6 protein-coding genes are annotated in these 12,715 nt (G+C 77.2%); all 6 read right to left on the minus strand.

What is annotated here, in order from left to right:
* Positions 1-42: 42 nt before the first annotated feature.
* The gene (locus ACIOFR_RS30340) at positions 43-1,197 is read right to left on the minus strand and encodes an HAD-IIIC family phosphatase (protein ID WP_401002426.1); all 1,155 of its coding nucleotides are present in this window, start codon (positions 1,195-1,197) and stop codon (positions 43-45) included.
* On the minus strand, positions 1,194-2,315 hold the full coding sequence (locus ACIOFR_RS30345; RefSeq protein ID WP_401002427.1) for an acyl-CoA dehydrogenase family protein: 1,122 nt from the start codon (positions 2,313-2,315) through the stop codon (positions 1,194-1,196). Before ACIOFR_RS30345 ends, ACIOFR_RS30340 begins: the two co-directional genes overlap by 4 nt.
* Complete coding sequence (locus tag ACIOFR_RS30350) at positions 2,308-2,613, minus strand: acyl carrier protein (RefSeq protein ID WP_401002428.1); 306 nt, start codon at positions 2,611-2,613, stop codon at positions 2,308-2,310. The genes ACIOFR_RS30345 and ACIOFR_RS30350 overlap by 8 nt, the downstream gene beginning before the upstream one ends.
* A complete protein-coding gene (locus tag ACIOFR_RS30355) occupies positions 2,610-3,479 on the minus strand; it encodes a 3-hydroxyacyl-CoA dehydrogenase family protein (protein ID WP_401002429.1) in 870 nt (289 codons plus the stop codon). Before ACIOFR_RS30355 ends, ACIOFR_RS30350 begins: the two co-directional genes overlap by 4 nt.
* Positions 3,476-9,733, minus strand: coding sequence for a type I polyketide synthase (locus tag ACIOFR_RS30360; RefSeq protein WP_401002430.1), 6,258 nt, complete (start codon positions 9,731-9,733; stop codon positions 3,476-3,478). Before ACIOFR_RS30360 ends, ACIOFR_RS30355 begins: the two co-directional genes overlap by 4 nt.
* A gap of 37 nt (positions 9,734-9,770) precedes the next feature.
* Positions 9,771-12,715 (minus strand): type I polyketide synthase (locus ACIOFR_RS30365; protein ID WP_401002431.1); only part of this gene is annotated, 2,945 nt, incomplete at its 5' end.

The raw sequence follows: 12,715 nt of genomic DNA on the forward strand, positions 1-12,715 counted from the left end.
GCGGCCGGGCGGCCACCCCCGCCGGGGGCGGCCGCCCGGAGCTCAGGGCCCGGCCACCCGGTCCCCGGCGGGCCGACCCGCGCCGACCGCGGCGGCGACTCCGGCGGGGATCCCCGCGGTCGGGCCGGCGGCGAGGTCCGGGGCGATCAGGCGGACCGTCGGTGAGACGGGACGCGGCGAGGGCACCAGGTGCAGCACCTGCACGTCCTCAGCTGCCCCGCCGTCTGGCGCGTCCCCCGCGGTGCAGCCGCAGTCCTGCTCCTCGAACCCCGCGAAGCGGTACGCGATCTCCATCATCCGGTTGCGGTCGGTGGCCCGGAAGTCCGCCGTCAGGTGGACGCCCGCGGCCGCCGCCCGGTCGATCAGCCAGTCCAGCACCGTCGAGCCGGCCCCGAAACTGACCACCCGGCAGGACGTGGCGAGCAGTTTGAGGTGCCAGCGCTCCGGCCGCCGCTCCACCAGCAGCACGCCGACCGCGCCGTGCGGACCGAACCGGTCGGCCATGCTCGCCACCAGCACCTCGTGCCCGGGGTCGGTGAGCAGCTCGCGCAGCCGACGGTCCGAGTAGTGCACCCCGGTCGCGTTCATCTGGCTGGTGCGCAGGGTGAGTTCCTCGACCCGCGAGATGTCCTCCCCGGTGGCCCGGCCGATCCGCATCACCAGCTCCAGGGACCGCAGGAACTCCGCGTCCGGAGCCTGCGAGTTGGCCCGCTCCTCGTCCCGGCGGAAGCCCGCCTGGTACATCTCGCGGCGCCGCCGCGCGTCCGCGGTGACCACCGCGGGCGTGAACTCCGGCAGCCCCGCGAGGTGCGCCGCCTGCTCGGCCGGGTAGCAGCGCACCTCGGGAAGGTGGAACGCCACCTCGGCGCGCTCGGCGGCCCGGTCGTCCACGAAGGCGATGGTCCGCGGGGCGAACCCCAGTCGCTCCGCGATCCGCCGCACCGACTCCGACTTGGTGCCCCAGCCGATCTGCGGCAGGACGAAGTACTCGGCGAGGCCCAGCTGTTCGAGCTTCGCCCAGGCCAGGTCGTGGTCGTTCTTGCTGGCCACCGACTGGAGGATGCCGCGGGCGTCCAGGTCCAGCACCACCCGGCGGATCCCCTCCGCCAGCCGGACCTCCTCGTCCTCCAGCAGGGTGCCCTGCCAGAGCGTGTCGTCCAGGTCCCAGACCAGGCACTTGACGGTCGGTTCGGTCACCGTTCCCCCTTCGGCGCGACGGCCAGCGCGTGGTCGGCCAGCAGCAGCCGGCACAGCTCGCTGCTGCCCTCGATGATCTCCATCAGCTTGGCGTCGCGGTACGCCCGCGCCGCCACCCCGCCGTCCCGGGCGCCCGCCGAGGCCAGCACCTGCACGGCGGTCGCCGCGGCCCGGGCGGCCTGCTCGGACGCGACCTGCTTGGCCAGCACGGTCGCGATGACCTGCTCCGCCGAGCCGTCGTCCCAGCAGCGCGAGGCGTGCTCGCAGACCCGGGTCGCCACCTGCTCCGCCACCAGCAGGTCCGCCAGGTGGCCGGCCACCAGTTGGTGCCGCCCGATCGGCCGTCCGAACTGCTCGCGGGTCGCGGCGTGCCGGGACGCCGCCGCGAGGCAGGCCCGCAGGATCCCGACGCACCCCCAGGCCACCGACATCCGGCCGTACGCCAGCGCGGTGGTCACCAGCAGAGGCAGCGGCAGCGCCGCGCCGCCGAGCAGGTGTCCGGCGGGCAGCCGCACCTGCTCCAGCCGGACGTCGGCGTGCCCGGCCGCCCGGCAGCCCAGCGGGTCGGCGACCGGCTCCACGTGCACCCCGGGCGCGTCCGCGGGCACCAGGACGGCGGCCGCGCCGTCCTCGTACCGGCCGAACACCACCAGCAGGTCGGCGTAGCGTGCCGCCGTCATCCACACCTTGTGCCCGTCCACCAGCAGCTCGTCCCCGCTGCGCCGGACGGTGGTGGACATCGCCGCCAGGTCGCTGCCCGCGCCGGCCTCGCTGAAGCCGACCGCCGCCAGCCGGCCCGCGGCCAGCCCGGGCAGCCAGGCGCGCTGCTGCCCGGGCAGCCCGAACCGCTGCACCGTCCAGGCCGCCATCCCCTGGGAGGTCTGCACGCTGCGCACCGAGCTGCACAGCCGGCCGGTCTCGGCGGTCAGTTCGCCGTTGTGCAGGCTGCTCAGGCCGAGCCCGCCGAACGCGTCCGGCAGTTGCGCGGACAGCACGCCGGCGGCGCCCAGTTCGCGCAGCACCGGCAGCGGGAGCACCCCGGCGAGGTCCCAGTCGCCGGCCCGGTCGCCGATCCGGTCGCGGACCCCGGCGACGGCGATGGCCAGGGCGTCAGCCATCCTGGCCACCGGCGGCCAGCTGGAGCCGGCGCACCATCGCGGTCATCACCGTGACGGTACGGAAGTTGTCCAGCCGCAGGTCGGTGCCGCGGATGCTGATCCCGAAGGACTTCTCCAGGTGCACCACCAGTTCCATGGCGAACAGCGAGGACTGCCCGCCGTCCGCGAACAGGTCGGTCTCCGGCAGCCAGGACGTCCTGGTCCTGGACTCCAGGAAGCGCAGCAGTTCCTTCCGCACGGTGTCGGCGTCGTCGGCGGTCCCGAACGGGCGGGCGTCCTCGTTGGCAGGGGCGGTCATCGCATGTCCTCCTCGTAGGTGTAGAAGCCCGCGCCGCTCTTGCGGCCGAGCGTGCCCGCGCGGACCTTGTCCAGCAGCAGGTCGCAGGGGCGGCAGCTCTCGTCACCGGTGCGTTCCAGCAGCACCAGCAGCGAGTCGACCAGGTTGTCGATGCCGATCAGGTCGGCCGTGCGCAACGGCCCGGTGGGGTGGCCCAGGCAGCCCTGCATCAGGGCGTCGACCGCCTCGACGGAGGCGGTGCCCTGCTGGACCACCCGCGCGGCGGTGTTGATCATCGGGTGGAGGATGCGGCTGGTGACGAAGCCGGGGGCGTCCCGGACCACCACCCGCTCGCGGCCGAGCGTGCCGAGCAGCGCGTCGACGGCGGCCATCGCGGCGTCCCCGGTCCGGGCGCCGCGGACCACCTCGACCGTCCTGATCAGGCTCGGCGGGTTCATGAAGTGGGTGCCGAGCAGGTCGGCCGGGCGGACCACGGCGTCGGCCAGCTCGTCGATCGGGATGGACGAGGTGTTGGAGACCAGCAGCGTCCCCGGCCGGACCGCCGCCGAGACCTCGGCCAGCAGCTTCGCCTTCAGCGCGGCGTCCTCGGTGACCGCCTCGATCACGGCGCTCGCCCCGGCGACGGCCTGCGCCGACCCGGTGGTGTGCAGCCCGCCCGGCTCGGTGCCGGCCGGCAGCCGGCCCATCAGCTGGGCCAGCCGCAGGCCGTCCGCGATCCCGGCGCGGGCCCGGACCAGCTGGTCCGGGTCGGTGTCGACCAGGGTGACGGCGACGCCGTGGCCCAGTGCCAGGGTGCTGATGCCGGTGCCCATCACCCCCGCCCCCAGGACGACCAGCCGATCGGTGGGCCGTGGTGTCAACGTCATGCGCCCTTCCCCTCCTCGTTCCCGGTGCCGTCCAGGACGGTGTCCAGCCAGTCCTGGACGGCCTTGCCGGTGGTCTCCACGTGTTCCTCCATCAGCGACCAGTGGTCGCCCGGGACGTCCAGCACGGTGTGCGCGCCCGGCCAGGACGCCCGCCAGTCGGCGCCCCCCGGCGCCGGCTCGGCCAGCGGGCTGGACGCCCGGACCAGCAGCACCGGCGCCTCGATCGCCGGCGGCCGCCAGCCGTCCAGCAGCTGGAAGTAGCGGCCCATCGCGGTCAGCCGGGCACCGTCCATCGGCGCCGCCCGGTCCTCGCGCTCGAACATGCCGCCCACCAGGACGTCCTCGAACTGGGTCATCGCGGCGTCCCCCGACAGGTAGGTGTCCAGCAGGACGACCGCCGCCACCGGGTGGGCCAGCTCCTCCAGCCGGGCCGCCACCGCGTGCGCCAGGGTGCCGCCCGACGACGAGCCGAGCAGCACCGGCGGCCGCCCGCCCGCCGACCGCAGCACCGCCCCGGCCTGGAAGGCGACCAGCGCCGCCAGCCGGTCCGGCAGCGGCTCGTCGGCCGCGAAACCGGGTGCGTCCAGCGCGCTGACGCCGTACCGGCCCTTGAACAGCGAGCCGAACCGGGCGTACTGGTGCGCGCCGCCCAGCGCCACGATCGAACCGAAGCAGACCAGCTCCGGCCCGGCCTGGCGCCCCTCGGGCGGCTCGACCAGCCGCAGTGGCCGCGGGCCGTCGCCCGAGGCCAGCAGCTCCTCCCCGGAGGAGAACTCCGGGCGCAGCGCCGCGGCCGTGCCCAGCAGCGCGATCCCGGTGTCGATCCGGCCCAGCTCGCAGGCCTGCCGGAACAGCGCCCCGACCGGGTCGGCGCCGCCGGAGGGCCCGTCCGCACCCGGCCCCTGGGCGGCCGGCCCGCCGTCGGCCAGCGCGTCCAGCAGACGCCGGGCCAGCCGGTCCGGGGTGCCGGCCTCGAAGACCAGGGTCGGGCGCAGCCGCAGGCCGGTCGCCCCGGCCAGCCGGTTACGGAGCTCGACCGCGGTCAACGAGTCGAAGCCCATGGCCAGGAACGCCGTCCCCGCGGACACCGCGTCCGCGCCGGCGTGTCCGAGCACCTCGGCCGCCTGCCGCCGGACCAGGTCGAGCAGCAGCGCCTCCCGCCGCGGCCCGGTGGCCTCGGCGAGCCGCCGGCGCAGCGCCGCCCCGTCCTCGCGGGCGCCGCGCGCCGCAGCCGTCGCACCTGCCGCACCCGCCGGTGCCGGCCGGACCAGCGCCCGCAGCAGCAGCGGGACCGGCCCGTCGGCGGCCGACGGCAGCTCCAGCCGTACCGGGACGGCCGTGGTGGCGGCGCCCTCCAGCGCCGCGTCGAACAGCGCCAGCGCCTCGGCCGTCGGCAGCGCCCCCGCTCCCGCCCGGGCGATCCGTTCCAGCTCCGGCCCGGCGAGATCGGCGGTCAGCGTGCTGCGCTGCTCCCACAGCCCCCAGGCCAGCGACCTGGCGGGCAGCCCCTGCCGGCGCCGGTGCGTCATCAGCGCGTCCAGGCCGGCGTTGGCCGCCGCGTACGAGCCCTGGCCCGGGCTGCCGAACACTCCGGCGGCCGACGAGAAGACCACGAACGCGGTCAGGTCGGCGCCGGCCGTCAGTTCGTGCAGCAGCCGGGCGCCCTCCAGCTTCGGGCCGAGGACACCGGCCAGCCGCTGCGGGGTGAGCGACTCCAGCACGCCGTCGTCCAGGGCGGCGGCGGTGTGCACCACCGCGCGCAGCGGGTGGCGCTCCGGGACGGCGGTCAGCACCTCGGCCAGCCGCCGGCGGTCCGTCACGTCGCAGGCCGCCACCGTCACCTCGGCGCCCTCGGCGGTCAGGTCCGCGACCAGCTCCGGCAGGCCCGGCGTGTCGGCGCCCCGGCGGCCGAGCAGCAGCAGGTGCCGGACGCCGTGCGCGGTGACCAGGTGCCGGGCCAGCAGACCGGCCAGGGTGCCGCCCCCGCCGGTCAGCAGCACCGTCCCGGCCGGGTCGAAGCGGTCGGCGGGGGGCGCGTCCGGGCCCGGGCCGGCGGGCCGCACCAGCCGGGGCGCGGACAGCACGCCGTCGCGGACCGCGAGTTGCGGCTCCTCGCCGCGGAGTGCGGCGGCCATGGCCCGGGCCGTGCCGGCGGGCCCGTCGGTGTCCAGCAGCACGAACCGGCCCGGGTGCTCCAGCTGCGCGGAGCGCAGCAGCCCCCAGACGGCCGCACCGGCCAGGTCCACCGGTTCCGCCGGTCCGAGGTCGACCGCGCCGCGGGTGAGCACCACCAGCGGGGTGCCGGCGGCCACCGGGTCGGCGAGGTGGTCCTGAACGGCGGTCAGCACCCCGCCGACCACCGCGAGCAGCTCCTTCGGCCCGGCCCCGGCCGGCACCGGCGGGCAGGGCAGCAGTAGGAGCTGCGGGGCCTCGGTCGGCAGCCCCTCCGCCGCGGGCCCCTCCGGCAGCAACCCGGCCGTCCGCTCGTCGATCCCCCCGGCCGGTGCCCAGCGCGGTACGGGGAGCGGGGTGTCGGCGATCCGCGCCCAGGCCAGCTCGAACATCGACCGCCCGGGGGTCCGCAGCGAGTCGAAGGAGGCGGTCCGCATCACCAGCGAGCCGACCTCGGCGACCGGCCGCCCGGCGGGGTCGGTGATCCGCACCGACACCGCGTCCGGGCCGTCCGGGACCAGCCGTACCCGCAGCACCGGCTCCTCGCTGCGGGTCACGCTCACCCGCTGCCAGGAGAACGGCAGCGGCACGCCGCCCGGCTGCGCCCCCGGCTCGTCGGCGCGCAGCCCGACGGTCTGCAACGCGGCGTCCAGCAGCGCCGGGTGGACGCCGAACCCGGCCTGCGGCGCGATGTGGTCCGGCAGGGCGACCTCGGCGAACACCTCGCCCCCGCGCCGCCAGGCGGCCCGCAGCCCCCGGAACGCCGGCCCGTACGTGATGCCCCGGGCCTCGAAGCCCCGGTAGCAGTCCGCGACCGGCAGCGGGACGGCGCCGGCGGGCGGCCAGGCACCCGGGTCGTCGGCGGATCCGCCGGGGGAGTCGTCAGCGGGGGCCTCCGCGGCCGGGGCGAGCAGCCCGCCCGCGTGCCGCCGCCAGGGCTCGCCGGGGCCGCCGTCCTCCGCCCGGGAGTGGAACTCGACCGCGCGGCGGCCCTGCCCGTCCGGGCCGCCCACCGACAGCCGCAGCTGCACCGGCCCGCCCTCCTGCGGTAGCACCAGCGGCGCCGCCAGCGTCAGCTCCTCCACCAGCGGGCAGCCCAGCCGGGTGCCGGCCGCGGTGGCCAGCTCCAGGTAGGCGACACCCGGCAGCAGCACGGTGCCCGAGACGGCGTGGTCGGCCAGCCACGGCTGCGCCGCCGGGGACAGCCGCCCGGTGCACACCACGCCCTCGCCGTCCGGGAGTTCGACCAGGGCGGTGAGCAGCGGGTGGCCGAGCGCGTGCTGCCCGGCGGAGGCCGGGTCGCCGCCGGCCGGCGGTGCGTCCAGCCAGTAGCGCTGCCGCTGGAACGGGTACGTCGGCAGGGCGAGCGGGCGGGCCGGTACGTCCGCGAACACCGGCCGCCAGTCGACGGCGAGCCCCCGCACGTGCGCCTCGCCGAGCGCGCACAGCAGCCGGCGCGGCCCGCCGTCGTCCTTCCGCAGGGTGGCGAGCACCACGGCCTCGCCGGCGGCCGCGTCCGCCACGGTGTCCTCGATGCCGAAGGTCAGCGTCGGATGCGGGCTGACCTCCAGGAAGGTCCGGTGGCCGGCGGCCAGCAACTCCTGGACGGCGGCGTGGAAGTGAACCGTGCCGCGCAGGTTGCGGAACCAGTACTCCGGGGTGAGGTCGCCCGCCCCGACCGGGCCGACGTCCACCGTGGAGACCATCGGGACGCTCCCGGCCCGCGGCGCGATCCCGTCGAGGTCGGCGCACAGGCCCTCGCGCAGCGCGTCCACGGCCGCCGAGTGGGACGCGTAGTCGACCGGCATCCGCCAGGCCAGCACGCCGTCCGCCGCCAGCTCCGCCTGGAGCCGGCCGACCGCCCCGGCCTCGCCCGCGACCACCGCCACCCGCGGCCCGTTCACGGCCGCCAGCGACACCGCGCCGCCGTACGGCGTCAGCCGCGCGGCCAGTTCCTCGGCGGGCAGCAGCACCGTCGCCATGCCGCTGCCGCCGGTGGCCCCGGCCAGCGCCCGGCTGCGCAGCGCCACCACCCGGGCCGCGTCGGGCAGCGACAGCAGCCCGGCGACGCAGGCCGCCGCGACCTCGCCCTGGCTGTGGCCGACCACGGCGGCCGGTCGCACCCCGTGCGCGATCCACACCCCGGCCAGTGACACCATCACGGCGAACAGCACCGGCTGGAGCACCTCCACCCGCTCCAGCGGGTCCCCGGTGCGCAGCACGTCCGTCACCGACCAGTCCAGGTACGGTGCCAGGGCCCGTTCGCAGTCGGCCATCCTCGCGGCGAACTCCGGTGAGGAGTCCAGCAGTTCGGCCGCCATCCCGGGCCACTGGGCGCCCAGGCCGGGGAAGACGAACACCGGCCGGCGACTGCCCTGCGGGGCGGTGCCCCGGACGGTGGCGGGGGCGCCGTCGTCCTCGGCGAGCGCCGCCAGCGCGGACAGCAGGTCCGTGCGGTCCTCGCCCACCAGGACGGCCCGCTCGGCGAAGGCCGGCCGGCCGAGCGCCAGCGCCCGGCCCACGGCGCGGGCGCTCTCGGCGGGGGCGCCCTCGGCGGGGGCCCCGCCCAGGTGGGCGTGCAGGCGGGCGGCCTGGGCCCGGAGCGCGGCCGGGGTACGGGCCGACAGCAGCCAGGCCGCCGGGCCGTCGGCCGCCGCCTCCCGCGCCGCCTCCCGCCCCGGCTCCTGCGCCCCGGCGGTGGGCCAGGCCTGTTCGAGCACCAGGTGGGCGTTGGTGCCGCTGGCCCCGAACGAGGACACGCCCGCCCGGCGCGGCCGCCCGGTCTCCGGCCACGGCCGTGCCTCGGTGAGCAGCTCCACGGCGCCGTCCGACCAGTCCACCCGGGTGGACGCCCGGTCCAGGTGCAGGCTCCTCGGCAGTATCCCGTGCGCCATCGCCAGCACCGTCTTGATCACCCCGCCGACGCCGGCGGCGGCCTGGGTGTGCGTCAGGTTGGACTTCAACGAGCCGACCAGCAGGGGGAGGTGCTCGGGGCGGTCCTGGCCGTAGGTGGCGAGCAGGGCCTGCGCCTCGATCGGGTCGCCGAGCCGGGTGCCGGTGCCGTGCGCCTCCACCGCGTCCACGTCGGCGGCGGTCAGCCCGGCGTCGGCCAGGGCGGCCCGGATGACCCGCTGCTGGGACGGCCCGTTGGGTGCGGTCAGGCCGTTGCTGGCGCCGTCCTGGTTGACGGCCGAGCCGCGGACCAGCGCCAGCACCGGGTGCCCGAGCCGGCGGGCGTCCGAGAGCCGCTCCAGCAGCAGCAGGCCGACGCCCTCACCGAACCCGGCGCCGTCCGCGCCGTCCGCGAAGGACTTGCACCGCCCGTCCGGCGCCAGCCCGCGCTGCCGGCTGAACCCCACGTACAGGCCGGGCGTCGACATCACCGTCACCCCGCCCGCCAGCGCCAGCCCGATCTCGCCGGCCCGCAGCGCCCGGCAGGCCAGGTGGATCGCCACCAGCGAGGACGAGCAGGCGGTGTCCAGGGTCACCGCCGGACCCTCCAGGCCCAGCGTGTACGCCACCCGCCCGGACGCGATGCTCGGCACGCTGCCCGTCCCGAGGAAGCCCTCCAGCTCCGCCGGAATGCTGGTCAGCCGGGCCGAGTACTCGTTGTACATCACGCCCGCGTACACCCCGGTGGCGCTGCCGCGCAGCGACAGCGGGTCGATGCCGGCCCGCTCGACCGCCTCCCAGGCCGTCTCCAGCAGCAGCCGCTGCTGCGGGTCCATGGCGAGGGCCTCGCGCGGCGAGATCCCGAAGAAGCCGGGGTCGAACTCGGCGGCGTCGTGCAGGAACCCGCCGTACCGGGTGTAGAAGGTGCCGGGCGCGTCCGGGTCCGGGTCGAACAGCCCGTCGACGTCCCAGCCCCGGTCGGCCGGGAAACCGGTCACCGCGTCGCGCTCGGCGGCCAGCAGCTCCCACAGGTCCTCCGGGGAGTGCACACCACCGGGGTAGCGGCAGCTCATCGCGACGATCGCGACCGGCTCGGCGGCCCGGTCGGCGAGCGCCCGGTTCTCCTCCCGCAGCCGTTCGTTGGCGAGCAGCGACGCCCGCAGGGCCTCGACCACCTGGTCGGTGTGCATGGTGCTCCGTTCGTTCTCCGGCTGGGGACGGGGGGAATCAGGCACGGTCGCCGTCCAGCGCCATCCGGACCAGGTCCTGGACGTCCATGGACTCGATCCCGGCGCCGGTCGCCGACCCGGCGGCGACGTCCGGACCGGAGGTGTGCGGCCCGGCACCGTGCGGGGCGGGCCCGGCCAGGGCCAGCAGGCGGTCCAGCAGCCCGGCCTCCCGCAGCCGCTCCATCGGGATGCCGGCCAGCAGCCGGCGCAGCTCCGGGTCGCGCCCGGTGGGCCCGGCGGGCGCCACCGGCCCGGCCGGGACCAGCCGCTCCGCCAGGTACGCCGCGACCGCCACCGGACTCGGGTGGTCGAACACCAGCGTCGCGGGCAACCGCAGCCCGGTCGCCGCCTTCAGCCGGTTGCGCAGCTCGACCGAGGTCAACGAGTCGAAGCCGACCTCCTTGAAGGCCCGCTCCGGGTCGACCGCCTCCGGCCCGTCGTGGCCGAGCACCTCCGCCACCCTGGCCCGCACCAGCTCCACCACCGCCGCCGCACGGGCCTCCACGCCCAGCAGGGCGAGGCGCCGGCGCAGCGAGTCGGCCTCGGCCGCGTCCGCCGCGGCCGCCACCCGGCGCGGCGCACCGCGCACCAGCCGCCGGAACAGCGCTGGCACCCCGTCCGGCCCGGATCCGGCCCGCAACCGGGCCAGGTCCATCTTGACCGGCAGCAGCAGCGCGTCCGCCGAGCCGAGCGCGGTGTCGAACAGCGCCAGGCCCTCCTCGGCGGAGATCGCCGCGACGCCGCCCCGGCCGAGCCGCCGCAGATCGGTGGCGTCCAGCGTCCCGGTCAGCGCGCTGCGCTGCTCCCACAGGCCCCAGGCCAGCGACTGCCCGGCCAGACCGGCCGCCCGGCGCCGCTGGGCGAGCGCGTCCAGGAACGCGTTGGCCGCCGCGTAGCCGCCCTGGCCGGCGCTGCCGACCGTTCCGGCCGCCGAGGAGAACAGCACGAACGCGGACAGCTCCAGACCCCGCGTCAGCTCGTCCAGGTGCAGCGCCGCGTCCACCTTGGGCCGCAGGACGGTGTCCAGCCGCTCGGGCGTCAGCGACCCGATCACGCCGTCGTCCAGCACCCCGGCCGAGTGCACCACCGCCGTCAGCGGGTGCGCGTCCGGTACGGCCGCGAGCAGCCGCCGCACCGACTCCCGGTCGGCGACGTCACAGGCCGCCACCGTCACCTCGGCGCCCAGCGCGCCCAGTTCGGCGGCGAGCGCGACGGCCGCCGGGTCCCCGGTCCCGCGCCGCCCGGCCAGCAGCAGGTGCCGCACGCCGTACGCCGTCACCAGGTGCCGCGCCACCAGCGAGCCCAGCACCCCGCCCGCACCGGTCACCAGCACCGTGCCGCCCTCGGCGGGGACGAACGGCCGCGGCTCGGCCACCGCGGCCCGCACCAGCCTGGCGGCCAGGACGGTGCCCCGGCGGACCGCGAGCTGCGGTTCGCGCAGCGCCACCAGCGACGGCGCCAGGGCGGCCAGGCCGTCCGGGTCGTCGGTGTCGACCAGCACGATCCGGTCCGGGTGCTCGGACTGCGCCGAGCGGACCAGACCCCGGACGGCCGCCGCCACCAGGTCGTCCACCCCCTCGGCGGGGCCCGTCGCCACCGCCGACGCGGTCGCGACGACCAGCGTCGAGCCGGCCCGGTCCTCGTCCGCCAGCCACGCCTGGAGCAGCCGCAGCGCCTCGGCCAGCGCCGCCCGCACCGCCGCCGGCCCGGCCTCGCCGGCCCGCTCGCAGCGCACCAGCACGGCCGTCGCGGTGTCCCGGGGCAGCTCCTCGCCCAGCGCGACGCCCACGCACGACCCGCCGGCCGCCACCGGATCGACGGGCTGCCACTCCAGACGGAACAACGAGTCGCCCCGCCCCGCGCCGGCGGCCCGCAGCGCGTCCAGCGCGACCGGCCGGATCACCAGCGAGTCCACCGAGGCGACCGGCCGCCCCTCGGGGTCGGCGGCCTCGACCGAGACCGAGCCGGTCGCGTCGTACGCCAGCCGCACCCGCAGCGAGGTCGCACCCGAGGCGTACAGTCGCACCCCCGTCCAGGAGAACGGCAGCCGGGCCGTCCCCGGCTCCTCCCGCTGCTCCTCGCCGTCCTTCGGCACCAGCCACAGACCGTGCAGGGCCGCGTCCAGCAGCGCCGGGTGCAGGCCGAACGCGGCCGCCTGGCCGTGCTGTTCCTGCGGCAGCCGCACCTCGGCGAACACCTCGTCGCCGAGCCGCCAGGCCGCCGTCAGACCCCGGAATGCGGGGCCGTAGCCGTAGCCGAAGGACTCGAAGCGCTCGTACAACCCGTCGACGGGCACGGGCACCGCGCCGACGGGCGGCCAGGGCTGATCGGCCGTCTCCCGCTCGGGAGCGGCCGGTTCGGGGGCCAGCACACCGGTGGCGTGCGGCGTCCACGGCTCGGTCGAGCCTTCCGGCCGCGAGTGGATGTCCAGTGTGCGGTGGCCGGTGGGGTCGGGGGTGGTGGTGCGGATCTGGAGGTGGAGGGGGGTGGTGGTGGGGAGGGTGAGGGGGGTTTGGAGGGTGAGTTCTTCGAGGTGGGGGGTGTCGGTTTCGTCGGCGGCGCGGAGGGCGAGTTCGAGGAAGGCGGTGCCGGGGAGGAGGGTGGTGCCGTTGACGGTGTGGTCGGCGAGCCAGGGGTGGGTGTGCAGGGAGAGGCGGCCGGTGAGGAGGGTTTCGCCGGTGTCGGCGATCTCGACGGCGGCCCCGACCAGTGGATGCCCCGTACTGCGCAACCCGGACGCGACCACGTCCCGGCTGTTGGTCGGCGCATCGAGCCAGAACCGCTGCTCCTGGAACGGGTAGGTGGGGAGCTCGGTGTGCTGGTGCCCGGTTCCGGTGAGGCGCCAGTTGATGGGGAGTCCGTGGGTCCAGGCGTGGGCGAGGGAGTGGAGGAGGCGGGTGGTGTGGCCTTCGTTGCGGCGGAGGGTGGGGATGGTGGTGGCGG

The organism is Kitasatospora sp. NPDC088346 (assembly GCF_044740765.1).
In the GTDB taxonomy this organism is placed as follows: Bacteria; Actinomycetota; Actinomycetes; order Streptomycetales; family Streptomycetaceae; genus Kitasatospora.

Coding starts and splice junctions, on each gene's coding strand:
- ACIOFR_RS30345 (WP_401002427.1), bottom strand. CDS start 2,315: ATGGCTGACGCCCTGGCCATCGCCGTCGCCGGGGTCCGCGACCGGATC.
- ACIOFR_RS30350 (WP_401002428.1), bottom strand. CDS start 2,613: ATGACCGCCCCTGCCAACGAGGACGCCCGCCCGTTCGGGACCGCCGAC.
- ACIOFR_RS30355 (WP_401002429.1), bottom strand. CDS start 3,479: ATGACGTTGACACCACGGCCCACCGATCGGCTGGTCGTCCTGGGGGCG.
- ACIOFR_RS30360 (WP_401002430.1), bottom strand. CDS start 9,733: ATGCACACCGACCAGGTGGTCGAGGCCCTGCGGGCGTCGCTGCTCGCC.